Source organism: Riemerella columbipharyngis, assembly GCF_900101995.1.
In the GTDB taxonomy this organism is placed as follows: domain Bacteria; phylum Bacteroidota; class Bacteroidia; order Flavobacteriales; family Weeksellaceae; genus Riemerella; species Riemerella columbipharyngis.
In genome coordinates this window covers 52500-78825 of record NZ_FNAS01000010.1, presented here as the reverse complement: position 1 = coordinate 78825, position 26326 = coordinate 52500, and the positions used below count along the sequence as shown (strand labels likewise).

23 protein-coding genes and 3 pseudogenes are annotated in these 26326 nt (G+C 33.8%); 11 read left to right on the top strand and 15 right to left on the bottom strand.

Going from position 1 to position 26326, the window contains the following annotated elements; all coding sequences use genetic code 11:
• Positions 1-608 (top strand): restriction endonuclease subunit S (locus tag BLS89_RS06765; protein ID WP_092736841.1); only part of this gene is annotated, 608 nt, incomplete at its 5' end.
• Here the strand turns inward: BLS89_RS06765 and BLS89_RS06760 are convergent.
• The 14 genes and pseudogenes from BLS89_RS06760 to dnaK all read right to left on the bottom strand — a co-directional run bounded on the left by BLS89_RS06760 (position 546) and on the right by dnaK (position 14834).
• Positions 546-1205: a restriction endonuclease subunit S gene (locus BLS89_RS06760; RefSeq protein WP_143017741.1), complete on the bottom strand. Its 660-nt coding sequence runs from the start codon at positions 1203-1205 to the stop codon at positions 546-548. The two genes, BLS89_RS06765 and BLS89_RS06760, sit on opposite strands and share 63 nt — an antisense overlap.
• A gap of 6 nt (positions 1206-1211) precedes the next feature.
• Positions 1212-2837 (bottom strand): HsdM family class I SAM-dependent methyltransferase, encoded by a 1626-nt coding sequence (locus tag BLS89_RS06755; RefSeq protein ID WP_092736859.1) that lies wholly within the window; start codon positions 2835-2837, stop codon positions 1212-1214.
• Between the two features lie 55 nt (positions 2838-2892).
• Entirely contained in the window at positions 2893-5949 is a 3057-nt protein-coding gene (locus BLS89_RS06750) for a type I restriction endonuclease subunit R (RefSeq protein WP_092736837.1), read from the bottom strand.
• A gap of 239 nt (positions 5950-6188) precedes the next feature.
• On the bottom strand, positions 6189-6665 hold the full coding sequence (locus tag BLS89_RS06745; RefSeq protein WP_092736835.1) for a hypothetical protein: 477 nt from the start codon (positions 6663-6665) through the stop codon (positions 6189-6191).
• 5 nt (positions 6666-6670) lie between these two features.
• Positions 6671-7480: a relaxase/mobilization nuclease domain-containing protein gene (locus BLS89_RS06740; RefSeq protein WP_092736833.1), complete on the bottom strand. Its 810-nt coding sequence runs from the start codon at positions 7478-7480 to the stop codon at positions 6671-6673.
• The gene (locus BLS89_RS06735) at positions 7473-7922 is read right to left on the bottom strand and encodes a plasmid mobilization protein (protein ID WP_092736831.1); all 450 of its coding nucleotides are present in this window, start codon (positions 7920-7922) and stop codon (positions 7473-7475) included. Before BLS89_RS06735 ends, BLS89_RS06740 begins: the two co-directional genes overlap by 8 nt.
• A 409-nt stretch (positions 7923-8331) precedes the next feature.
• Positions 8332-9557 (bottom strand): annotated as a pseudogene (locus tag BLS89_RS06730) (primase-helicase family protein).
• A 27-nt stretch (positions 9558-9584) separates the two neighbouring features.
• Positions 9585-9920 (bottom strand): annotated as a pseudogene (locus tag BLS89_RS06725) (helix-turn-helix domain-containing protein).
• Between the two features lie 205 nt (positions 9921-10125).
• Positions 10126-10917: a hypothetical protein gene (locus BLS89_RS06720; protein WP_092736829.1), complete on the bottom strand. Its 792-nt coding sequence runs from the start codon at positions 10915-10917 to the stop codon at positions 10126-10128.
• 10 nt (positions 10918-10927) lie between these two features.
• Positions 10928-11071, bottom strand: a pseudogene (locus tag BLS89_RS11070) (site-specific integrase); the annotation flags it as partial.
• A gap of 214 nt (positions 11072-11285) precedes the next feature.
• On the bottom strand, positions 11286-11903 hold the full coding sequence (locus tag BLS89_RS11065) for a site-specific integrase (protein ID WP_245688912.1): 618 nt from the start codon (positions 11901-11903) through the stop codon (positions 11286-11288).
• 98 nt (positions 11904-12001) lie between these two features.
• Positions 12002-12157, bottom strand: coding sequence for a hypothetical protein (locus BLS89_RS11060; RefSeq protein ID WP_245688910.1), 156 nt, complete (start codon positions 12155-12157; stop codon positions 12002-12004).
• Positions 12154-12711: a helix-turn-helix domain-containing protein gene (locus tag BLS89_RS06710; RefSeq protein ID WP_245688908.1), complete on the bottom strand. Its 558-nt coding sequence runs from the start codon at positions 12709-12711 to the stop codon at positions 12154-12156. The genes BLS89_RS11060 and BLS89_RS06710 overlap by 4 nt, the downstream gene beginning before the upstream one ends.
• A 224-nt stretch (positions 12712-12935) precedes the next feature.
• Positions 12936-14834, bottom strand: a complete 1899-nt coding sequence (gene dnaK, locus BLS89_RS06705; RefSeq protein ID WP_092736825.1) for a molecular chaperone DnaK — start codon at positions 14832-14834, stop codon at positions 12936-12938.
• 266 nt (positions 14835-15100) lie between these two features.
• On the opposite strand from dnaK, the gene BLS89_RS06700 reads away from it, so the two are divergent.
• From BLS89_RS06700 to BLS89_RS06675, 6 genes are all read left to right on the top strand, one after another.
• Positions 15101-15460: a hypothetical protein gene (locus BLS89_RS06700; protein ID WP_092736823.1), complete on the top strand. Its 360-nt coding sequence runs from the start codon at positions 15101-15103 to the stop codon at positions 15458-15460.
• Positions 15461-15603: 143 nt separating this feature from the next.
• Complete coding sequence (locus BLS89_RS06695; RefSeq protein ID WP_092736821.1) at positions 15604-17142, top strand: sensor histidine kinase; 1539 nt, start codon at positions 15604-15606, stop codon at positions 17140-17142.
• 23 nt (positions 17143-17165) lie between these two features.
• Positions 17166-17852 carry a response regulator transcription factor gene (locus BLS89_RS06690; protein ID WP_092736857.1) on the top strand — a complete coding sequence of 229 codons (687 nt, stop codon included), beginning with the start codon at positions 17166-17168 and terminating at the stop codon, positions 17850-17852.
• A gap of 172 nt (positions 17853-18024) precedes the next feature.
• Positions 18025-18561 (top strand): DUF1599 domain-containing protein, encoded by a 537-nt coding sequence (locus BLS89_RS06685; protein ID WP_092736819.1) that lies wholly within the window; start codon positions 18025-18027, stop codon positions 18559-18561.
• Between the two features lie 2 nt (positions 18562-18563).
• Positions 18564-19652, top strand: a complete 1089-nt coding sequence (locus BLS89_RS06680; protein ID WP_092736817.1) for a BT_3928 family protein — start codon at positions 18564-18566, stop codon at positions 19650-19652.
• 152 nt (positions 19653-19804) lie between these two features.
• Positions 19805-21415, top strand: coding sequence for a hypothetical protein (locus BLS89_RS06675; RefSeq protein ID WP_092736815.1), 1611 nt, complete (start codon positions 19805-19807; stop codon positions 21413-21415).
• A 502-nt stretch (positions 21416-21917) separates the two neighbouring features.
• On the opposite strand, the gene BLS89_RS06670 is transcribed toward BLS89_RS06675, so the two are convergent.
• Positions 21918-22154, bottom strand: a complete 237-nt coding sequence (locus BLS89_RS06670) for a hypothetical protein (RefSeq protein ID WP_092736813.1) — start codon at positions 22152-22154, stop codon at positions 21918-21920.
• Positions 22155-22502: 348 nt separating this feature from the next.
• Between BLS89_RS06670 and BLS89_RS06665 the strand changes: the two genes are divergently transcribed.
• The 4 genes from BLS89_RS06665 (at position 22503) to BLS89_RS06650 (ending at position 26257) form a co-directional block, all read left to right on the top strand.
• A complete protein-coding gene (locus tag BLS89_RS06665) occupies positions 22503-23855 on the top strand; it encodes a tyrosine-type recombinase/integrase (protein WP_092736811.1) in 1353 nt (450 codons plus the stop codon).
• Positions 23856-23859: 4 nt separating this feature from the next.
• Positions 23860-24936 carry a Fic family protein gene (locus BLS89_RS06660; protein ID WP_092736809.1) on the top strand — a complete coding sequence of 359 codons (1077 nt, stop codon included), beginning with the start codon at positions 23860-23862 and terminating at the stop codon, positions 24934-24936.
• 95 nt (positions 24937-25031) lie between these two features.
• Positions 25032-25826 (top strand): hypothetical protein, encoded by a 795-nt coding sequence (locus BLS89_RS06655; protein WP_092736807.1) that lies wholly within the window; start codon positions 25032-25034, stop codon positions 25824-25826.
• A 149-nt stretch (positions 25827-25975) separates the two neighbouring features.
• Entirely contained in the window at positions 25976-26257 is a 282-nt protein-coding gene (locus BLS89_RS06650; RefSeq protein WP_092736805.1) for a helix-turn-helix domain-containing protein, read from the top strand.
• Positions 26258-26326: the final 69 nt, after the last annotated feature.

Here is a 26326-nt window from a genome sequence, read left to right as displayed (position 1 = left end):
CTGATGAAAATGGAAAACCCTATAAATCCAGTGGAGGAAAAATGGTTTATAATGAAATCCTAAAACGAGAAATCCCTGCGGAGTGGGAGGTGAAGAAATTAGGGGAATATAGTTTTATTAAAAAAGGAACTTTAATTACTGAAAAAGAAGCAAATGCAAATGGGGATATCAAAGTAGTTTCTGCGGGTTTAGATTTTTCATATTATCACGATATAAGCAATTACCCAGAAAATACAATAACAATTAGTGCTTCGGGAGCAAATGCAGGATTTGTTAATTTTTGGAGAGAAAGTATTTTTGCTTGTGATTGTACGGTCGTAAGAGGAGAAAACTTGACAGAAACCTTATATATTTATGAAACTTTAAAATTATTTCAAGAATATATTTATCAACAAGCAAAAGGTTCTGCTCAACCACATATTTATCCAAAAGATATTGAAGTTTTAGATATTATTCTTCCTACTCAAAAAATTTTGGAGAATTTTGGAGAATTTGTAAATAACTCAAATCAAAAAATCTTACTAAACCAACAACAAATTCACCACTTACGAGCCCTCCGTGATACCCTTTTGCCAATGTTGATGAACGGACAAATAGAAATAGAATAAAAAAGAGACCAATGTTGGGTCTCTTTTTTTATAGCATTGTGCTAAATTATCATTTAGCTGATGGAGAAGTTGGATTTTTTTATCTATTGATGACAGAGTCATCACAATTTTCTCCTGTATTGCATAATCTCTATTGGGAACTTTAATGTTTTCAAATGCTGAATTGTATAATAAATTTTTTATCCCACTCGTTTTACTCTCAAAATTGAAAAATATATCTGATTTGTAAATATTTTGAAGTAAATAGAATACATATTTCGCTGAAAATTCCTTCTTGATTTGTAGAGCTCTACAAAAATTAGAACAAATTATATCTTTATCTACATTTTCTAAAAAAGCTACTCTCCCAGTTGATTGAGTGGGACTTCCTCCCGAAATTTCAATAATTATATTTTCTTCTTTCAGAAATTTATCTTTACTTTTTTCTTGTACAAATCTGATAGGAAACTCTTTGTAATTTCCCATATTCAGACTATTTATATCTGCTCCTCTCACACAAAAAACTTTGAGTTTATGTTTTTTATCTTCTTCTTCCTTTCCCCAATCCCCAGAAATATCTGTTTCTATAAAAGTATTTATATTTATATAATCACTCATTCCCAATTACCCTTTAAATTTTAACTTTTTAAAATTTTCTAAAATTTCTTTATCCAATTGATTGCTTTGTTCAAAGAGATTTTTTAGTGTAGTTTCAAACTCATTCATCTTCTGGGCAAATTCTTCAGCAGAAATTTCCACATATTCTATCTTAATTTCAAAATATTGCCCTGCCGAAAAGCTATAATTTTTCGCTTTTATTTCTTCGGCGGTTACCACTACCGATAGCTCTTCCACCGCTTTTTTCTCATTGAAAACATCGGTTATTTTTTGCTCTTCTTCTGTCGTTAGTACCGTGCGTTGGTTTTTTCCCTCTTTAATGGTTTCCCCTAATTTAGAAGCGTCCATTAACACAATATGCTCATTATCTGCATTTTTATCTAAAATCAATACCGAAACATTAGTTCCTGTACTGGCAAAAATATTACTCGGCATACTTACTACTCCGCGAAGCCAGCCATTATCTATCAATCTCTGGCGAATTTTCTTTTCAATACCACTTTGTGCCGTAATAAAGCCCGTAGGTACTACTATCGCTGCCTTACCTTTCTCACTGAGCGAATACATAATATGCTGAATAAAAAGCAAATAAATAGCCATTTTATCCTTGTCTTTTTTAGGAATATTCGGAATTCCTACAAAAAATCGTTCGCGGTTGCTGTCTTTGTCTAAATTATCTCTATAATCAGAAAAATCTAACTTAAACGGTGGATTAGAAACAATATAATCGAACTTTGTATTCACATATGAAGGTTCTAAAATGGTATTCCCTTTTACAATATTAGGAATGGAATGAGATAAATTGTTGAGTATCAAATTCAGCCTAAGCATATTGCTAGATTTTTGCGAAATATCTTCGGAATAAATCGTGCAATTTTTCTCTCCAATGGCGTGAGCAATATTCATCAACAAAGTCCCCGACCCTGCCGATGGGTCGTAGATTTTAACATCTTTAACATCTTCTTTTTTTCCTACCAAGATAGACGCCATAATCCGAGCCACCGCGTGGGGTGTATAGTATTCGGCATATTTTCCGCCAGAATCCGAGTTGTAGTCTTTGATTAAATATTCAAAAATGGTTGCAAAAAAATCGTATTTTTCCGAAAACATTTTTTCAAAACTGAAATTCACCAACTTATTCACCAATGCTTTACAGAAATTATCGCGTTGCGAAGGGTCGGTAATGAATTTACTCAGTTCATCAAACATTGTATCCTTTGCCCCAGAAGTAGATTTGATAGAATATAAATTGATATTTTCTTGGCTAATGTTTCTCAGCGTTCCATCAAAATAAATTTCCGAAAAATTGGGCTGATTAGAATTATTAAACAAATGCGAGAGCAGTTGTTCGGGCTTTAAATGCGGGGCTTTATTCCCCAAACGAGCCAACAGAAATTGCCTTTTTACTTCGGGCATTTCCTCGTAAGCCTTCTGAAAATTTTCCGCAGAAGCCAATTCTGGGCTCATTTGCTTTACTTCATAGGAAAATTTATCGTTCATATATTTGTACAAAAACACCTGAGAAATGATTTTGAATTCATTTCCATCGTTGCCCAGGCCATAGTTAGCACATACGCTTTTTAGGTCATCAATAAGTTTTTTAGTTTCGGTAATGTATTTTATATCTGTCATTTTTTCATTTTTTTTAAGCATTGATTTGCTTTTAATTTCAATTCATAAAAAATTATCACCAAGATTTCCAACCATTTTGGTATTCTGCGGAAATCAGATTTCCAATATTTTGTATGCCCAAAAATGCATTTTCGTCTTCTTCTTTGATGATTTTATGCCTATCCATAAAATTAACGATAATTTGATTAATAAGCTCTTGCGTAAAATATTCTGTATTGCTTAAAATATGACTACTTCTTAAAACCATTTCATCGAGCGTTTCTTTGGTTGCCAAAAGTGCCTCGTGAATTTGGCTTTCTTTTTCGTTTTTTAATTGATTGCTTTTTAATTCCTTATGGATACGCACATAGCGTTCATCATTTTTATATTTTTCTTTCAGAAGGGCATTTTTTCGGTTAATTTCCTTCACTTTATTGTAGATTTTATCCAAAATTACAATATGCCCTTGCATTCCTTCTTGGGTGGTTTCTTGTAAGTTTTTATTTCTGAAAATCCGCTCCAATTCCTCCCGAAGTGAAATGAATTCTGGGTCTTTTGGGTCAAAATTTCGTTGCATTTCCTCACGCGTTCTGCGGAGTTTTTCTTGTAATTCATCGGCTATTTTTAATTCCTCTTCCGAGACTTTTACAAACTGAAAATACACATCTTCCAACGCTACATTCAGAAGATTTTCAATGGTTTGTCCTTGCTCAATACTTTCGGCAAATTTCAAGATTTCCATTCGTGCCGAGACAATTTTTAACAAATCAAGCCAAAGAGCAAAATCTGCGTTTTTGAGTAAATCTTCTTCGCCTTGCAAACGAATGATATTCCGAAGTTCTCTGGCATTGATAAGTTGTTTTAAAAGTAATGCCAATTCTTTTTTATCTGTAATTTCACTAATTTGAGAATTGAAAATTTCTTTATTTTGTGTACTATAATGAAATAAAGTTTCCTTAACTTCGGCAATTTCTTGCTCTATTTCTTCTCTAGTTTTGAAAAGATTAGAATAATGCTCCATTTCATCGCCCAATTCGGATTTTAATTCTTCCAAATAGTTGTAATTTGCCTTTTCAAATTGCTTGGAAATATCCGCAAAATCTACCACAAAACCATATTGATAATTTTTGTATGGGCGATTTACTCGCGTAAGTGTTTGCAATAAATTATGGTCTTTCACCACCCGAGCCAAATATAATTTTTTCAATCGCTTGGCATCAAAACCTGTCAAAAGCATATTATACACGAAAAGTATATCAATTTCTCCATTTTTGAAATCCTTAATCTCACCCTCTCGTGTGATTTTATCATTCACATCGTGAAGAATAACCGATACTTTCTGTGGAGCATAGGGATTTATCGCTTCACTTTTAGAATATTTTTCTGTAAATTGATGATATAATTCTTTGGCTTGGTCAGAACTATCGCAAACCACCATCGCCCCAAGGGAACTATCAGCGTTTCGCTCCCGAAATTCGGTTAAATCCTTCACAATATAATCCAACATTGGCGAAACAAATTTCTGATGAGAGAAAATAGTGCTTTTGTCTATTTCACCCATTTTCACCGAAATCTGCTCCATTACCTCTTGCATTTTTATTTTGTATTCGGTATCAATTTCTTCACGGATAAGGCGAAGCGTATAGCCATCGGCAATGGATTTATTGTAATAATATTTGTGAATATAATCACCAAAAAGAGTTTTGGAATCGTATAATTTAGCAGTTTCTTTCAACAAAGGCGTGCCTGTTAAGGCAATTTTTATGGCTTTTTCGTCCGATTTTAAAAGATTAAGAAAATAATCTCCTTTCGGATTGAAACTTCTGTGGGCTTCATCAATGAAATAAACTCGTTGAATATTCACATCGTAATCTAATTTTTCCGAAGCCACGCTTTCTTCACTGAATTTCTGGATATTCACCACCGAAATTTCTGCTCCACCAGCACTTCCCATTACCACGCTGGTAGATTTCATATTTTCTACAAAATCACGGCGAGAGTTAATTTTTTTGACTTCCAAACCGCGTTTTGCAAATTCCGACTGAGCTTGATTGGCTAAATCCAGCCTATCCACCACAAAATAAAACTTAGGAATAATGCCTTTTTTCTGGAAATAATCGGTCAAAAACTTTATATTATAATACGCCAATGCCGTTTTCCCAGAACCTTGCGTATGCCAAATAATCCCCTTATGAATACCTTCATTTAGTTTCTTTTCAATCGCCAAGGTAGCAAACACTTGCGGATAACGCATAATGTGCTTTTGCCACTCCTGCTGGGCAGTTTCTTTGTTTTCTTCTCTCACATAGGCGATGCTGTATTTTAGCATAAAAGCCAATCGTTCCCTACTAAACAAAGAGGTAAGCAACCGATGCGTAGGGGTATTGTGGTCTTTATTTTCCTTAAATTCAGGAGAATGTTTTATTTGCGGAATGTTATTATCCTTCAAAATAAAATCTTCAAATTCTGAATTTTCAGGTTTTAAAATATGGGTTAAATTGAAAATTTCTTCTTCTCGGAAATAGTTAAAATGGATATTCCCATATGCCGAAGTTGCATAAAAGGCTCCCATAATAGGTGCTGTGGTGCCATCTTCGTATTCCATATTATTGGAAAAAACCATCAATTGGGTAATATTCGCAAAAGTTTTGAAATGTTTAGCTCCAAAACGGCGGTTCATTCGGTTTCTTTCCGCGATAATACCTTCACGATTATTAGGTTTCTTTACCTCTACAAACATCAACGGAAGTCCGTTGATAAAAATCGTAATATCAGGACGAAATTCCTCCTCACCACTTTTATAAGCCAATTCCGTAGTAATGTGAAAAGAATTGTTATTAAAATTTTCAAAATCGATGAGCTTTACGCTACTTGAAGAAGTCAAACGCTGATAAAAATCTCTCCCCAAATCATCAAATTCTAATGACACCGCAATATCTTCCAACAACCTACCCACTTCATCATCACTCATATTGGTATTGATTTTCTGGATACTTTCCTTGAAAATATCAGGGAAAATATTGTTTCTCTCATTACGAAGTGAATGCTGATTTCGAGGAATATATTCAAAACCCAATCTTGCTAAATGTAGAATAGCAGGAATTTTTACGCGTGAGTCTTCTGTGAAATTCATCAGTTATCTATAAAAATTAAAAACAAAGCAAATATAATGAATTTTACCTAGTTTCATAACCTTCTTTAAAGCGTAGAAACTTATCCGCATCGTTTGGATATTTCTTCTCAATCCATTTATTAACCAAATCTGTATTATATTGCAATTTTTTATAAGATTTTACATCATAAATCCCTTTACCTTTATTCTCAAATTCTTCTAGTAATTCCTTCCTAATTTCTTCCTTAGTTTTAATACTTTCAGCATACCATTTTTGAGTAAAATATCCGCTTAGTTCCCAGCAATATTATAGATAAAATCAAACTCCCTATTCCTCCCAAAATAGAATATTTGAAAACACTAGATTTCCCATTTACTTTTGATATAGTGTTATTCAGCAATATCAGGTCTTTTTCTAACTTTTCAGGAATATGAGCCTCAATACTTTTGGGAATAGAATGAATAAATCGATCCCGTGCTTTGAGTTCTTCTTTTGTTGCTTTAAATTCAAAGGTTTTTGGGGTGTTTTCTAGTATATGGCTCGTTCTCACAAGAACTTTTTTGGAGTTTTCCAAAGTATAAGAAGCTCCTCTTAATGTACTTTCAGCCTCCCCTAATAAATTCAATAAATCTTCAAAAGCCATTAATATTCGCGAGTTATTATCAATATTTTCTTCATTGGTTTCTATCACTTTTTTCAGCAACTCCAAGCCGTCATCTATTTCTTTATTTTCCATTTTTATTAAAATTTTCTTCTATTGGGTTTATGTAATTCTTCTTTGATTTCTAATTCTTTATTTCTCCTAATTTTCTCAGCATTGTTTTGCTTTAAAATTTCTTTTATATTCCTGATTTTCAACTTATTGGCAATCTCCGAAAGTTTGTATCCTGCTAAATATTCTCGCTTCGTTTCCGTATTGATGTCCGAATGTCTTACAATCCGCATTCCCGAAACGCCTACTTTTACATTTTCTGACAAAGTGATTTTATAACCTCTTCTATCCATTTCCTCAATCAATTCATCAAAATCAGTGGCTATTTTTAGGGAATTTTGCAAATTTTCAAGCATTTGCTCTTTCTTTTCTTTGCTGATTTCTACATCTGTTTTCAAATTCATTTCTGTGCAAATTTCTCTCACAGCTTTTCCAAAATTCTCGCCAATTTTATGGGATTTTATAGTGTTGATACCGTGCGTATTCACTCTATTTACCACAAAATGAATATGCTTATGCTTGGTAGAATTATGAATATCTAACCGAATTTGATTATCCTTTGTAACTCCTACTTTTTGTAAGGCTTTTAAGGTTAATTTTACCAAAACTTCATCAGAAACTTCATTTTCTTTGCTTCTTTCAGGCGAAATATATCCTGTTAAAGCCCAATTCTTTACATTTTTGTTTCGTTTTGCAATGGCTTTCATTTCTTTATATTGATTTTCAGCTGTATTTGATAATAAATTATTAGAATATACCATCTCAGCTGTACCTTTATCGTTTCCGTTATATTCCAAAGCGATTTTGGAAATTCTTCTTGTAGTGGCAGAATTATTCATCTCTGATTTTATTTTGATATAGATAGTTGTAAATCAAATTGGTAGTATTTATAATTTCCTGTAAAATCTCATTTTTATTTTCCAAATTTGAAAATTCACGATTTCGCAATAAATTGCTTATTCTATTAAAATGAGTTCCGTAAGAAAGAAGTACTTCATCTGTCTTATATTCATTGATTTTTAGTTCTTTTTCAGTTAAAATCAATCGCACATATTTGGAAATTTTAAGGTTTAGTTTTTCGGCTTTTTCTTTGATGATTTGAAACTCTTTTTCGGTCAATTTTGCTGAGATAGTCTTAGAAAAAACTGCTGATTTTTTCTTGGCTAAACCTCCTTTTCTCCCAATCGTTCTAAAATGATTTTTCCTCTTTTCTTCTGCATTTTTTTGCTCTTGTTCTTCTTGAATTTTCGTGATAAATTGGGTTAAAAAGTTTTGTTTCATTTTTCATATTTTTAGCGGTTAGCAAATGTTTTTGACGATAGGAAAAAACCAAAAAGTTCCATTTTTACATTAAGCCCCACGCTTTTTGTAAACAATGGGTACTTTTTGCACTAACTCCGTGGCAAAGGATTGTGTTTTATCTTTTGAAAATAAAAAAAATTAACACTAATACTTAAAGCAGAACATTTTATCAGTATTTCCGTATGATAAAATCCTTATTTTTCGTTGAATTGTTGAGTTTTTATTACAATGTTTTGATTGATAAGGATTTAATGCCTCAACACATTTTCAACAATTCAACAAAGTTGATTTTTTCCATTCAACGAATACTCAACAAAGTTTTAGGGTTTAGAATTTGTTGAGACTTTTGTTGATTTTGTATTGAATTGATTTTAAAAATATTAAAACTTTAATTCAACAAATCAACATATTTTTCAAGAATAAAATTTTTGGAAATTTTGAAGTATCTTCCCACCGCATTATTTTCGTAGAAATTCCCTGAATAATCAATGTCATAGCGAATGTAAGTCAGTCCATTTTTCTGCGGTTCTAACTTCCATTTGTCTTTCAAAATCGTTCGTACATCATTACGAGAAAAATTCAGTTGCCGAAACATTCTATTGAGCATATTGAGAACATCTTGTGGCACAACGCTAATTTCTTGAACTTCATTACTCTCAAAAAATTCATAAAGGAGTTCCACCATCTTGGCTTCTAATTTATTCCCATTTTTGAACACTAATTTTTGCAGAGCTTTGGTTTTGATTTCATCAGGCAAAAACCACATTCTACTTTTCTTTTCAGAATGGAATTTCCTGTGAATTAAAAAACTTAAAAATCGTGGGATTTCTGAAATTAAATTTTGTAGAAATTCTGTATTTTCTACTTTTATCGGATTGATTTTAAGAACCCAAAATCGGATTTCATTTTCATCAATCTGAATAAAATTGTCTTCGTTATTGGAACAGAGAATGAACTTCCCGAAAAAATCAATTTCTTCCCGGTCTTTGCCCTTGTTTTCTAATTTATCTTTATTCGTAGTAGAAAGATATTTGAGCCGTTCGGTGATTTCTTTTCGGTCAAAAAACACTTCATCAATCGCAATCAAAAGCATTGAAGCCCAATCGGAATTAAACTGACTACCAAAAGCATCGCCTTTGATATAAGTCATATTCAATCCAAAAATTTCTTTGAGCCATTTAAGAAAAGTAGTTTTTCCAGTGGCTCTTTCCTTACTTACCAAACATAAAATAGGCAGAATTTGGGTGGGATTTTCCAATAGAATTTTCAGATAATCAAGCCCTAAATCCACTTGACTACCGAAAATATGTTGCAGAAAAGAGATAGAAAACGGGATTTCATCAACTGAAACTCTGGAAACACTCGGCTGATGCGGAATTTCATTGTAAATATTGTAGAAGTTATCAACCGTTTTTGATATTTCAAATGATTGGGTATACAGCAAAAACCATCGTATTTCGGAATATCGTAAATGATTTTCTTGCCGTAGTCTTGGACAATAGTTTCCCTTGACCATTTCACTAGTGAAGTAATTTTATCACCCGAGATTTGAGGACGTTCTATGATTTTATAGTAAGTCGTACCCACACGATAAGGCAAAGGTAATTTTTCCATTTTGATATACTTTTAGATTAAAATTACTTAAACCCTTTTTCGGTTTTGAAATACTATTTCATCTATTTCCTGAATGGTTTTTCTTTTGCCTTTTGAAATCCATTCTAGCAATTCCTCTTCATAGAAATAGAGTTTTTTCCCATTTTTATAATGCGGAATTTGTCGTTTTCGTACTAATGTATAAACTGTTGGTTTTGCCTTTTTGATAATCTTACAAGCTTCATCTATGCTTATGGGAATTTTCTTGTTATTGATTTCAATAGTTTCTTTACTTTTTACAATAACTTTCAATTCTTATATCTGATGAGATAGAAAGGCAACTGCTTTTGGCAGATTTTCAAATGAAATTTCGTTTGCATTCATAATATTTTTAATTTTCAAAATTATGTCAGCAAAACTATGATGTATTTTAATTGTGATTAAAAAAACACATCATCACATCATTAAAACACATTATTTTTTATCATCAATGGTGTTTAATTTTGTGCTTACTTCCTAATTATCATTATAGTTTTAATTTTTATTGCTTTTTCATAATTTTTTATGCGAAAACATAAAACACATTGTATCACATCAAAAAGCACAACAATTTATTTTGTGAAAATTTAGTAACATCTTTCATTAAAATGATTTTTCCCTTTTTTTCATCATCGCGTAAATGTTTTATTATGGTACTTTCTGTTTGATTTCCTAATTTTTCAGTAAAAATATTATGCAAGAAATTGGCTATAATTTCCTGTTTTCCAACTTTGAAATGATTCCAAATATTCCAGCCAAAATGATACAAATCATAATTTGTTAAATCTTTTACTATTATAGATTTTGAATTTGAAAAATCTGTTTTTCCGTTAGAATAGGCAATGATTTCTTTGTAAAAATTTTCCAAATCTTGGGGATTTTCTATGTGATTTTCAAAAACTTTTTGAGTGTATTCTATGGCTTTTTCTTGTTTTTCTGTTGGCTCAGTTTGTTTTTTAATCAATTCTTTTTTAGGCTGTTGAAGGCTTGGATAACTCATATTATAAATATTTACAATAGGAATTTCCGCCTTTACAAGTTGGTATGAAATGTTTTCTTTATTTAAAAAATATTTTTTACTTTCAGCTATTTTATCTCCCAGTTCCTTAATTGATTTTTTGGATATTTCTTTCAATCTTTTAACAAATCTAAAAATTTCTAAAAGGAAAAGTTGAAAATTACAATATAAAAAGACCATTGATAATATAAACACGAAGATAGTCATATAAACACTTTCTTTATTCAGTTCCAGTTTTACCATAATGGGTATGGTAGCTGCTAATATTGAAGTGATAACTCCTAACTCTTTTGCTCCCAAAATCAAATGTTTCTCTTGTATCATATTCTATATTTTAAAAATTTAACTTAATAACTTCCGCTGCTTTTATTTTCTTTTCATCAATTACTTTTGCATAGATTTGTGTTGTATTTACATTGGTATGCCCCAGCATTTTGCTCACGGTGTAAATATCCGTTCCGTTGGCTAATTGCAAAGTAGCATAAGTATGCTAAAACAATGAAAAGTGATATTTCTATGAATACCAGTCTTTTCAATCCATTTTTTCAAAGGGCGAGAAATCCACGAAGGATTGGGCAAATTTTCAAAAACCAAATCATCTAAACCTCTTCTTTCTCCGCATAATTCTAACGCTTGTTTTGAAATAGGTTTATACTCCACGCCTTTGGTTTTCTTTTGAGTAAAATGAAGTTCTATTTTTCTCCATCAACTACAATTTCTTTCCATTTTAATTTTTGAATATCCGAATGCCTCAATCCTGTGAGTGCAGAGAAAATAGATGCTCGTTTCAGAACTTCATTATCACAAGGCGTTTTTACTAAAATATTCAGCTCTTCTTCCGTAAGATACTCCCTTCTTGATTTTCTATTAGGTATTCCTTTAATTTTTCCTGATAAATCCGAAGAAAAATAACCATCAATAAAAGCTTGTTTTAGAATCGCTTTGAAAATAGAAAAATAAGTCGCCGAAGTATTAACAGATATAACACCTTTTTTGCTCCCACTACAAGGTGCAGAAAGTAAAAACATCTTAAAATCTTCTGAAAACTTCAAATCTATTTGTGAAAATTTAGCTTCTTTTCCTACATATAATTTTAAGAGTTCTATTGTTCTTTTCCAATTTACCCGAATGGCATTAGAACTATTTCTATGGCGTTTTTTCAACAACTCTTCACAATATGATATAAAATTTTCCTGTAATAATTCTTTTTGCTTCAATTCTTGATTGTCCCCAAGCAATATCAAATCATCATATTGTTTCTGCAATTTTCTTCGTACAGCATCAGCAAATAGCATTGTTTCTTTATCCAAATCACTTTTACAGAGAATTATTCCATTTTCATCTCGCTTAGGTTTATAGGAAACATTACCATTTTCATCAGTTCGTGCTGAACGGTTTTTATCAAAAACTACCGTACTAACACTCTATTGATATATTCTCTTACTCTCTTAGGCTTTTCATTATTGACTTCAAACACAGGATAGCTCTCAATATATACATACCATTCTTTCTTAAACTCTGCTTTCCGAAGTCTTACGGTACATTTTGTAGGCTTTATTCTCATTTTCCAATAAATATTTTATCAATTTCACTTTTAGGAACATATACAAAATTTCCTATTTTTTCTTTTGGAATTTTAAACTTATCAATTACACGATTAACCGTTGAAGGATTTGCCCCGAATTTTTCACTTACCTGTGATATCGTATAGCAATCTTCTTTTTTATATTTTTTACGAAGTTCACTTTCTTGTTTTTCTTTTTCATCAATGATAATTGGCGAAAAGAGTTTTTCCAATTCCAATTTATTTATCCTTGTAAGTCGTTCCCCTAAATTTACACTACGAATTACTTTCCGTTTGATTAATCTATGAATTGTGCTTTTTGAAATACCAAATAAAATAACAGCCTCCCCCACAGAAATAAATTCTCTGAGTTGAAGAACTGCAATTTTATCTACATATTTTTCTAAAACCTTTTCTCTTTCCTTTAATTCTTTTTCTTTCTTTTTCCGATTCTTATAGTTTTTATCAGCACATAAATGCGAACAAAAACGAGTTGTCATTGTTTTTGCCTCAAATGGTTTTTCACATTGTTCGCAAATTTTAGGTATTTTCAAATTACTAAACCCCATTTTTCATATATAATAAGTAGCAATAAGATTATTTAAGACTTTTAAGACTCATATTATAGTAAATTAAGACCCGCTACAAATATGGTACAAATTTATGATTAAAAAAATAAGAAAAACAATAAAATACAATAAAGTATAAAATAAAAAACTACTATAAATCAATGTTTTATAGTAGTTTTTAATATTTACTAATCGTTGACAATCAACTCTTACTTCACTTCTTCGAAGTCTGCGTCTTGCACATCATCTCCGCTGTTTCCGGTATTACCTTGTGCTTGATCTGCATTTGCAGATTGTTGTGTATCTGCTTGAGCTTTGTAAAGTTCTTCGGAAGCGGCCATCCATGCAGCATCTAATGCTTCGGACTTTGTTTTGATGCTTGCCATATCCTTAGTTTCAAAAGCTGTTTTTAACTCTGTCAAAGAAGATTCTATTGCTGATTTTTTATCTGCAGAAATCTTGTCTCCAAACTCTTTCAATTGTTTTTCTGTGTTGAAGATTTGAGAGTCTGCCTTGTTCACAAGGTCGGCTTCTTCTTTTCTCTTAGCATCTGCTGCAGAATTTTCTTGAGCTTCTTTTTTCATTCTTTCGATTTCAGCATCGGACAGTCCTGATGATGCTTGGATTTTGATAGACTGTTCTTTGCCTGTACCTTTATCTTTAGCGGATACATTCAAGATACCATTAGCATCAATATCAAAGGTTACTTCAATCTGAGGTACGCCTCTTGGTGCCGGTGGAATATCGGTTAATTCAAATCTGCCAATTTCTTTGTTGTCATTAAACATTGGTCTTTCTCCTTGCCCTACGCGGATGGTTACTGCCGGCTGGTTATCTACTGCAGTAGAGAACACCTCCGATTTTTTAGTTGGGATAGTTGTATTGGCTTCAATCAATTTTGTGAATACAGAGCCCATAGTTTCTATACCTAAAGAAAGAGGGGTAACATCAAGAAGCAATACATCTTTTACATCACCTGTAAGTACACCTCCTTGAATAGCAGCACCTATTGCTACTACTTCGTCTGGATTTACGCCTTTTGAAGGTTTTTTGCCAAAGAATTTTTCTACTTCCTCCTGAATAATAGGGATTCTGGTAGAACCTCCTACAAGGATTACCTCGTCTATATCCGAAGTGGAAAGGCCAGCATCTTGAAGAGCTTTTTTACAAGGCTCCATAGAGCGTCTTACCAAATCCTGAGAAAGTTGCTCGAATTTAGCTCTAGTAAGAGTTTTTACTAAATGTTTAGGTCCACTTGCTGTAGCCGTAATGTATGGCAGATTGATTTCTGTTTGTGCAGATGAAGATAATTCTATTTTTGCTTTTTCTGCTGCTTCTTTCAATCTTTGAAGAGCGATAGAGTCTGCTTTCAAATCTACGCTTTCTTCTTTTTGGAACTCTTCTGCCAGCCAATTGATGATTACATCATCAAAGTCATCTCCTCCAAGATGGGTATCACCATTGGTAGAAAGCACTTCAAACACGCCGTCCCCAAGGTCAAGGATAGAGATGTCAAATGTACCTCCACCAAGGTCATAGACTGCGATTTTTTGGTCTTTGTGGCTTTTGTCCAATCCATAAGCCAAAGCTGCTGCAGTAGGTTCGTTGATAATTCTTTCTACTTTCAGCCCTGCGATTTCTCCTGCTTCTTTAGTGGCCTGTCTCTGTGCATCGTTAAAGTAAGCCGGTACTGTGATTACAGCTCTACTAACCTCTTGTCCGAGATAGTCTTCGGCTGTTTTTTTCATTTTCTGAAGAATCATCGCAGAGATTTCCTGAGGGGTATATTCTCTGTCGTCTATTTTTACTTTTACGGTATCGTTTGGTCCAGCCACTACTTCGTAAGGTACTCTTCCTATTTCGGTAGCATCATCTTTGAAATGTGTTCCTATAAATCTTTTAATAGAATACACTGTTTTTTTAGGGTTGGTTACCGCTTGTCTTTTAGCTGGATCACCTACTTTTCTTTCACCGTCTTCGGTAAAGGCTACAATAGAAGGTGTCGTTCTTTTACCTTCTGCATTTGGTATTACTACAGGGTCTTTACCCTCCATTACGGCAACACAAGAGTTGGTAGTTCCTAAGTCAATTCCAATTATTTTACTCATTTTTATGATATTTTTTTAATTACTGTTTTAATTTCACATTTCGCATTATCACCAAGAATATGCCACGATTTAATGTATGACAAAATGACACGAGTAAATATTTTTTCTTGTGTAATATGTCAGGGGTTAGGGGGATGTTTAATTCTTGTTGTTCAAAATTGACAAGAAAATCAAGCGATCATTTGCGAAGGCTTTTAGTGGAATGCTGGGCAAAATTTTATTTGTTTTGATACTGAAATACTTTTTTATATTTTTGCTCTTTGATTATGGATTTAGAGTATTACCTTAATGAAAAAGAGCTTTGGGAAAAAGTAGAATTGTTTTTCCAAACGCATTTTGATACAGAGAAACACCCAAGTCTGGAGGTGATGCTGTTTCTTATAGGGGTTCAGGAATTGGGTAGTGGTAAGCAAAACTACTCTAAAGATGATAAGCTAAATCTCCTTCATATAGCGGTTTGCAGACTTTTAGAGCCTTATGGGTTTTATAAGTTTTCGGGATACGATAATGATGGGTGGCCACAGTACAAAGAGCTGCAAGCTCTACCGGAACTAAAACCCAATGAGCAGAGTTTACTGATGAAAAAGGCTATTATTCAGTACTTTTTAGACGAAGAGCTAATGTAAAACTCTACTGAGTTTGACTTTGTAGTCTTAAAATTTTGTTAAAAGTCTGTTTTTTAACAAATTTTAATTAAAATAAATTTTCGAATTCTGCGTTTATTATAAAATTATTTTTAATTTTAACTTCTGAAACTAAACCGTACTTTATGAATAATAAATTCATTCCAATAATTTCTGTTCTAATGACGATTTCCCTTGTGGTCTTTGTTATTTTTCAATTTTATTGGCTTAAAGAATACTATACTTCTCTGGAACAAGAATTTTCGGGGAAAGTTCAGAAAGTGCTTGCCGGAACTACACAGGATATTTCCGAAATAGAAATCAATAAATACCTCGATGAATATAAAGATTTACAGTCTTCTATTATTGAAAATAAAGATAAACCGACCCTCAATATCATCAAAGAAGTAGGTGATTCTGCAGATAGAAGACTCATTAGTTTCAGTAGAAGTATCATTCAGCCGCAGAAGATACCTGTGTCACCAATGGGCGATTCTTTGGAACGTGTGAGGGTATATAATGACGAAGGAATTTTTCGTATTAAAAAAAATAATGTAGAGCCTCTTACCACGCAGATTAGCCAAGAAATAAACAATAATACCTTTACCTTCCGAGATTTTGCTAAACTCAATGTGAAAAATCTGCCTTTAGAAAAACGGGTAAACGATAAAATTATAGACTCTGTGGTAAAGAAACAGCTTAGGCTAAGCGGTATAGAAACAGCCTTTGGGTACGGGGTCTATGATAAAGATAATAGGATAACGGACATTAGAAATAAAATTTTTTTGGATAACGGTGGCGGCAAGCATTATACCTATCCGCTATTTAAGGATAAAAAGAATGAAACCCTATATTCGCTGTCTTTGGTATTTCCAAACAAGAATTATTCTTTAATACGAAATAATCTTCCGATGCTGCTGGGGACATTCCTCTCTCTGCTTACCATTCTCATCATATACATTGTATCTATAAACTATATGATGAAACAGAAAAAAATAGCGGATATAAAAACGGATTTCCTCAATAATATGTCCCACGAGTTCAAAACACCGCTGGCTACCATATCCGTGGCAACCGATTCTTTGGCAAATGACAAAATAGCTACAGACCCTGTGAAAGTGAAATATTACTCCGGACTGATAAAGCAAGAGAACATTAGAATGAAAAAACAAGTGGAAAATGTTCTGAATATGACCAAGCTGGAACGGAATGAAATGAACCTTTTCCTAAGAGAAACCAATGTAAGAGAATTGATAAAAAATATTGCTAATTCGGTAAGACTTATCATCAATGACAGAAATGGAATACTTATTGAGGACTTTCAAGCTGAAAAGTATATGTTGAAAGTAGATGAGTTTCATTTGTCCAATACCCTTATCAATCTGCTGGATAATGCCAACAAGTATTCACCGGAAGCTCCGGAAATAAAGATTGCTACACGGAATGAGGGAAATTGCTATGTCATTGCGATTTCCGATAAGGGAATAGGTATGGAACCTCAGAACAAGCATAAAATATTTGAGAAATTTTTCCGAGAAGAAACGGGAAATATCCACAATGTGAAAGGACAAGGGCTAGGCTTGTCGTATGTGAAAAAAATTATAGAGATGCACCATGGGCAGATAAGCGTGGAGTCCCAGAAAGGAAAAGGAAGCACCTTTACCATAAAGCTCCCAATGAAATGAAAACCAATATAATACCAAGTATTATGAACAATAGAATATTATTAGTAGAAGATGACCAAAGTTTTGGAGCGGTATTAAAAGATTACCTGACTATCAATAACTTTGAAGTAACCCTCGCACGAGACGGGGAAGAGGGATTGAAACAATTTACAGAACATCAGTTTGATATCTGTATTTTTGATGTGATGATGCCTAAAAAAGACGGATTTTCATTAGCCGAAGATGCTAAAAAACTTGATAAAAATGTACCTATTATTTTCCTTACAGCTAAAAATCTTCGAGAAGATATACTGAAAGGCTACCAATTAGGTGCTGATGACTATATCACAAAGCCATTTGACACAGAGCTGCTTTTGTATAAAATAAAAGCGATTTTATCGAGAAGCTCTAATCTGGAACAAGAAGAACAAGAGGAATTTGAGCTGAGCAATATCCGTTTCAATTCACTGATGAGGACACTGGAAGTGAACGGCGTAGAGCACAAACTGTCTCCTAAAGAAAACGACCTTCTAAAATTGCTCTGCCTTCACCGCCATGACTTTATGCCAAGAGAGCTTGCACTAAGGAAAATATGGAAAAAAGAAAATTACTTCACGGCAAGGAGTATGGATGTCTATATTGCCAAACTTAGAAAACTTCTTAAGCCAGACAGTGGTTTAGAAATCATCAATGTTCACGGCGAAGGGTTCAGGTTGTGGGTGAAGAATTAAAACAAATAAAATAGGGTAGATTTGGCTTGCCCTATTTTTAATTCCTTTCGTAGAGGGGTAAATATTCCACTAAGTTGTATAGTTGTTTTTAATTGATTTTTCACGATTTCTGTTGCCTCTAATTCTATAAATTGAATTCAAATTTATTATCTTTGAAATCTAAAATGAAGATATGGAAAATACTTCTCAACAGTTCGATAGTGTAATTACCGAGTGCCGTAACTTATTTTCTAATAAAATGAAAGACTATGGTGCGGCGTGGCGTGTGATGAGAACAAGCTCTGTAACAGACCAAATATACATTAAAATCAATAGAATAAGAACACTGCAAATGTCTGAAAATAAAATGGTGGACGAAGACGAAGAAACAGAGTTCGTGGCATTGGTCAATTATTCTATCATTGCTCTTATCCAGTTGTACGAGGGGTTTTCAGATGTCTTAGACTGTGATTATGACGAGGTGATGAATTGGTACGACGACTATGCCGGGAAAGCCAAAATGCTTATGGAGAAAAAAAACCACGATTATGGAGAAGCGTGGCGTAGTATGAGGGTTTCTTCCATTACCGATATGATTTATCAAAAGGTTTTAAGAACCAAGCAAATAGAAAATAATGAGGGGCAAACATTGGTATCCGAAGGTCTTGATGCCAATTATTATGACATACTGAATTATGCAGTTTTTTGCCTCATAAAGTTAAAAAATTAGATATGTTCAAAAAGATATTAAGGCTATTGGTAGGAGCGGTATTCATCGTTTCGGGGTTTGTAAAAGCCGTAGATGCTAAGGGATTTTCATTTAAGCTGGAAGAGTATTTTTCGGCACAAGTTTTTGATCTTCCTATGCTGGAGCGTTTAGCACTTCCTATATCTATTTTTGTGGTAGGTTTGGAGTTGGTTTTGGGGATAATGTTATTCCTCGGGTTGCATATCAAAAAAGTACTGTCTATGATGATTGCTCTATGCGTGTATTTTGCGTTCCTTACCTTTTATTCGGCGTATTACAACAAGGTGACAGACTGTGGCTGTTTCGGAGATGCCATTAAATTTACCCCTTGGGAAAGTTTTGCCAAGGATATCGTATTGCTCGTTTTTATCCTCATTCTTTGGGTGTTGTACAGAAAGGATTTTAGAAAAAATGAAAATAGAAGTTCGCTCAGAATTTCAGTATTGGTGGTTTCTGTCGTAATGTCCGGCTGGGTAATAGCACAAGGAATTAGGCATCAGCCTATCATTGATTTTAGAGATTTCAAGGTAGGAACAGATTTAAAAGCAGAAAAACAAAAAATAGCGAAAAATCCATCGGAATACAAAACATTCTATGTTCTCAAAAATACAAAAACAAAGGAGGAGAAGAAAGTGAGCCAAGATGATTATATCAACAAAAACTATTGGCAAGACAGTACTTGGATGATAGAGGAGGATAAAACGACTTCCGAGCTTATAAAGGACGGCTACCATTCAGAGGTTTCTAAATTCAAAATAGAAGATGCTGGCGGTAATGATTTTACGGATGGTATTCTTGATAAAAAAAATGTGGTTCTTTTATTTGTTAGTAATCCGGAAGATAATGTTGATGTGAGTTTGATCCATCAAGTTAAAACGAAAGAATTAAAGAAAAATCCGAATATAGAGTTTGAAGTGGTATCTACAGCACCGGTAAAAGGATTTGAAAATCTCTATATGGACGGCACTACACTCAAGACTATTGCAAGGAATAATATGTTTATATTAGTCCTAAATAAAGGGAAAATAGTAGATAAAGCATCTGTGGAAGACTATATCCGGCATCAGAAATAAGATGATTCTTTGGTAATGGATTTTAGTTTATTGGGAGATTGGATTTTTATAGAGGTTAATAAAAATCTGAAATATTTATATCTTAGAATTTCGAATAGTCTTTTTTATAAATAAAGTAATTTTATTTATGCTGTAAAAATATTTTCTTGTAATTGCTATTTCAGAGAGTTTTTTTTACAGGGGAGATAATTAAAAACCGTCTTTTTGAAGCCTTTGCACAATCTTTGACCTTTACCATACAAAGCCACTCCGAAAAAGAATGGCGTCTGGCGGAAGATAAGCAAAGCCGGCTGGTGCAGGAAATAGCGAAAAGGACGAACATTAGCGAGGCAGTTGTCCGCAGGTACCAAAGACATAATGCAGAGGCGTTACTGGCGTTCCAAAACAGAAAAGCCGACGGGCTTTCATTATCCGACAGGGTATGGAAGTATTCCGAGCAATTCAAAAAGGAAATAGAGCTTGGATTGGATTTAGGTTTGGGTGAGGGAAAATCTGCCGCCCAACTTTCAAGAGACTTGCGAAGCTACCTGAACGATCCCGATAAATTGTTCCGAAGAGTAAGAGACAAGCACGGAAATTTGACATTGAGCAAAAACGCAAAGGATTACCACCCGGGGCAGGGTGTGTACCGCTCGTCTTACAAAAATGCAATGAGGCTTACCCGCTCCGAGAATAACATTGCCTACCACGAAGCCAACTATCTAAAATACCAAGAGTTTGATTTTGTGATTGGCATAGAGGTAAGGCTTTCCAACAATCCCCACCATTGTCCTTTTTGTGCGGAAATGGCGGGTAAGTACCCCAAAGATTTTAAGTTCACGGGCTGGCACCCCCAATGTCGATGTACCACCGTGCCTATCTTGAAAACTTGGGCTGAAATGGATAAAGACAACGAAAGGATAGCCCAAGGCTTAGAGCCGTTGCCGAGCAAAAACGAGGTTAAGGAAGTACATAAGCCGTTAAGGGAATGGGTAGAGAAGAACCAAGACAAGATAAAAAGGGCTAAGGTAAAGCCTTTCTGGGTGCAGAATAATAGAGGATATATTTGGGGTAAGCAGGATGTCATTAAACAAAAAATAGACCTCTATAAAAGTTTAAAGCCAAAGCGAATAAACACTAATATTCTATTTTCGGATATTACTGGCGGAGTAGTTTCTACAGGGATAAAGGGTATCTCACAAGCAATTAATTATTATAACAAACTTGAAACTAACGCTGAGAAAGTTTCTCTGATTAAGTCTATTACTCAAATGAAAGAGTTTAGAGAAATCAGGCGTTTATCCAATGTTAAAAATAAGATTTATGGTTTTAATATTGAACAATACGATGAAGCTCTAAAAGCTACCGAAATGCCTAAAAACATTACGATAGCAAAGAAACTTATTCAAAACGGGTATGATGTTTATTTACTGCCGAATGTTTCTGGTGCTAAAAGTGCAGACTTCATTATTGTGAAAAGCAACAAATATTTTTATTACGAGGGTAAGACGATTAATGGAAAATCAACCATAAAACAACGACTGATAGAAGCAAGTACACAATCTGATAGAATTATCTTAGATATAGTAGGGACAGATGATGTAAGTGTTATGGCAGAAAGTATTAGGTGGTTTTTTGAAAACAATAATAGTGTGAATGAGGTAATGTTGTTTAAAGGGAGTCGTCCTATACCTGTGATTAGACAAGATGTTTTATCAAAGAAATTCAAAGAAAATTTTAGAGATATTTGGGTGGGTAAGAGTAAAAAAAATAAGAGGTTCTAAAATAGCCCCTCTTAATAAATACACTCACCGTAGTGGTAATTTTCACGAACTTAATCGGTTGCGACCGGGATTTTCAGGGCATTAATGCCTTTATGTCCACCTCCCCGTCATACAGATTCTTTTGCAAGCCATCTGCACCACAAAGTTACAAAAACTTTTTATATCTGCAAAAGTCTATGTATAATCCGCAAAACGAAATGTACACTTTTTCAAAATGAAATGTACATTTTTTTTTAGCCTATGTAGACACAGCAAAGATAGACAAAAGCCCTCACTTGTATTTAATCTCTATTTAAAAGCCGTTTAAAAGCTCCAAAAACGCCGCTTGAATAGCCGATAAAAGCAATTCCGAACAGAATTCCCAGCCATACCAAAAGCAAATACCGCAGGCTTGTTTTCGTTTTAACAATCTCCTTTTCGGTGGCTTTGATTTGCCCTTGCTGACTTTCTACCTGCGTTTTTAAGGCGTTTATTTGAGCTTAAGCCTTTTTCTGCCTTTGTCTCACCCCTGCAAAAGTTTCAAAAAATTAAACAAATCCAAAGCGATCTGTCTGTCTGTTTCTATCTCGGTATGGCGTTTTATCGTGCAGAAAGGATTTGCAGACACGCTTAGAATATTGGCACTTAGTATCTTATTGAGCTTTTCTTTTCGCCTGTTTTCCAAATAGCCCCGTACCAGCTCGGTACTCTCCCCTTTCTCTATATACAGCAGAATAATCTCATATTCGTCTATGTACATTTCGTTTTGCGGGTTATAACATAATTTAATTTTTTAGATTAAATGAATTTATACAAAATGGGGGTGAAAATGGAGGTGAAAGTAAAAAACCGCCCTATTTAAAGGCGGTTTGTAGCCCCATGAGGACTGTAAATAGTGCAATTTGGTACTTTTAGCAAAATTCCATTTTATGGGGTTTTTATCTTTGAGTGCCTTTCTATAAAGGGTTTTGGGTGTTTTTACCTCATCTTATTAAATTGTATAAGATTTCAGTATATTGCAGTTCGGTGGTTACAACGGTGGTTACAAGTTTTGGATTTGTAACCACCAAAGTATATCTTTGCTTTGTCAAATCGTAACTGCTGAATAATGGCAAATATCATTTTCTATTTAAGGGGTAATAAAGAGCCTAAAAAAATATATTTGAGGTATAGACCCAATAGGGATTTTAATTTATCTATATCTACGCCTTTCTCTATTCTTTCTGATAATTGGAATGACAAATCAAAAGAATGGGATACCTCAAAAATCATAAAAGGGGCTAAGACTACCGAAACAAAAAAACATAATGCAGAAATTGCTAATTTCAACAAACGCCTTAATGCCTTTAAGCTGGAAATATCCAATCTGATAGATGATAATTTGAATTTGTCATCTTTGGAACTAAAAGATTTTTTGAAAAAATATATCCTGATAAATTACTTCGGGCATAAAATAGATGCGGACAAAAAATATACTATCCCTATAAAGTTTGATAGTCTTATTGATTACTATATTCAATACAGAAGTATTGAGGATAAAACACAAAATAAAAAACCTATTTCTGAAAATACAATCAAGAAATACAAAGGGCTTAAAAATACTTTACACAAATTTGATAGGCAACTGAAAGTAACGGATATAAACAACGCCTTTCGTAATAAGTTTGTGGAATGGCTCAATAAACAGAGTTACTCTGTACAAACGCAAACTAAGTATTTGAAAGATATAAAAATGTTGTGCAGGTTTTCGGAAACAGAGCATAATATCAGCAAAGAGGTACTTAATTGGAAAATAAACCGCAACCCTGACAACATAACCAAAGGCTTGTATTTTAGCTTTATACAGTTATCTATATTGGAAAATTTACCCCTTACAGGCAGTTTGGACAACGCCAGAGATTGGCTAATAATTTCGTGTTATACAGCCCTGAGGGTATCGGAACTGCTGAGCCTTGATGTTAATAATATTATTGAGGTAGATAAAAGAAAGTATATCAAAGTAATAGAACGCAAAAATATAAATACCGCAACAGGCGGGGTAAAATACACACCTTTAATTCCTAAAATACTCAAAATAATGGACAAAAGAGGCGGTAAATTCCCTGAGGCAGTAAGTGAACAATACTATAACCGACAAATAAAAAAGGTTTGTAAGATTGCGGGGTTTGATAAAATGGTAGAAAGTGCAAAAACCAAAAACACAGGTAACGGAAATAGAAGAATAGAGGGCAAATATCCGTTTTATGATTTGGTAACTTCTCATATAGGCAGGCAAACTGCAGTAACGCTATTTAGCCAATATATAGCCCCTGAAACCTTACAACTGATGACCAACCACCAAAGTATGGAAATGCTGAACCATTACAACAAAACGGATATAGACACACGACAACAGCAAAAAGCGATAAAACTATATCAGGCACTAGAAGACATAGAGTTTAACCCAAATCAATTAAATTAATACTATGAATACGAAATTACCCCATTTACCGCCTCAGGAAGAAATAGAGACCTTAGTGGTACTAAAACAGCTTACGAAGTCACACCGATATTTAGCGGAACTCAAAGGGACGGTAAAGACCATTCCAAACGAGCATATCCTCATCAATACCCTTGCACTGCAAGAGGCAAAAGATAGTAGCGAAATAGAGAATATTGTAACTACGCACGACGACCTTTATAAGGAAAATATTTTAATAGAAACCAAAAACCCTGCTACAAAGGAAGTATATAATTACGCCCAAAGTTTGAAATTAGGCTTTGAAATCGTCCGTAAAGAGCAATTATTACTAAATAAACATATCATAGCTATACAGCAGAAATTAGAGCAAAATAAGGCAGGATTTAGAACGCAGGCAGGGACAAAATTGGTTAATTCGTTTGGTGAGGTGGTTTATATACCTCCGCAAGATAAAGACGAGATTTTAAGCCTTATGGCAAACCTTGAGAAGTTTATTAATGATAATGACTTTTCAGGATTAGACCCATTGACTAAGATGGCGGTTATACACTATCAGTTTGAGAGCATACACCCTTTTTACGATGGAAACGGCAGGACGGGTAGAATTGTTAATATACTATACTTGGTATTGCAGGGGCTTTTGGATTTGCCCGTATTGTATTTAAGCCGTTATATCATCAGAAACAAACAGCAGTACTACCAAGTCTTGCAAGGGGTAAGAAGTAATAACGACTGGGAAAGTCTTATCTTGTACCTCATCAAAGGCGTAGAGGTTACGGCAAAACAGACCATTGATTTAGTCCAAAATATAAAAACCTTAATGCAGGATACTAAACATAGACTTCGTGAGGATTTGCCTAAAATATACAGCCAAGATTTGCTGAACAATCTCTTTAAAAATCCATATACTAAAATAGAGTTTTTAGAAAAGGATTTAGGCGTAAGTAGAAGAACTGCACAAAATTATTTAGATGTTATTTCAGATATAGGAATATTAGAAAAGGTAAAAATAGGAAAGTCTAATTATTACATAAACAATAACCTTATAGATGTTTTAGCGGGAACAACTAACGGCAAATAATTGTGGTTTTTTGCCATAAGTGAAATTACACGGCAAATAATTATCTTTTTTTGCCATATGAAAATAAACTTGTCAAATCATAAAAATACGGAACTATGGATTTACCTTTTTATACTACTTTCAAAGGATTTAAGGATAATTACGATAAAGATTTAGAGGAATGGCTACAAAAATATCCTGACGGCGACAAAGACGATTTTTTACGAGAAGTAAGGGATTTATATTTGTCATTTTTATACAGAAGGGGGGATAGATATGTTTTAAGAGAAGTCCAATCAATAGGCAAAGAGGTTGGATTAAGTGTAAAGAGAACTAAAAACCCATATATAGAAAATTATAAAATCTATGAAGAGGAAGAGCCGCTTTATCTACTAGAGGTGGATGCGTTCAAGAGGCTAAAATACAGCTTACCCAAAATAGTAGAGTATGTAAATAACATTATCAATCTTAGAAAATCCCGAAATGTTCATTTTGTTGGATATGTAGACCCTGAAACAGGTGAGGTAATACCAGTAGAGGGCGACCCTCCATATACATGCCCGCCCCAAGTTCAGCAAGCTTCAAAAGAAAGTAATCCAATAACACCCGAGCCGACAATAAACAACAGGCAACCCGAAAAAATAACCATAAACGGTAGTTTGCAACTCATAGGGCATATATTTACAGAATTGATAGAAAAGGGCTATATAGAGCCTAAAAGAAAGAACGGTAAAGCCAATGCAAGTGCAACGGCAGAAATGCTACTCAACCACTTTAATTTTACCTATAACACCAACGGTACACAACCAACAAAGGAATATCTAAAAAAGACCCTATTTGAGCAAAATAAATTAAGTGCAGATAAAACAGACCTCATCAAAATACCTCATCTTAAAAAACTAATAGACTGATGAGGTTCTACCCAATGTTTAACCGTCTTTAAATAGGGCGGTTATTTTATTTTTAGGATACTGCAACGGACAAACTGGATACTATTCAGGATAACCACCGCCTTGTGCAACGCTATACCTTTGCCCCGTAATCATTAAACAAAATTATTATGGAAGCAATACAATTCATAGGAACGCACCCCGATGCATTGGTGCAGGAAATCAAAGAGGCTATTATCCCTGAACTGGAACAAAGACTATCAAAACAATTTCAACCTAAAGAACCCACCCAATACCTCACACGCAAAGAGGTATGCGAACTATTGGATATAAACCTATCAACACTGCACAGGTGGATGAAAAAGGGCAAAATAACGGCTTACGGTTTAGGAAACAGGGTGTATTTCAAACGCAAAGAAATAGAGGATACAATAAACGCAAACAGGATATAAAAAAGAGAAGCCTAAAAACTTCCCTTTTATTGTCAAATCGTAAAAATACCGATAGGCATTTTCTTACGG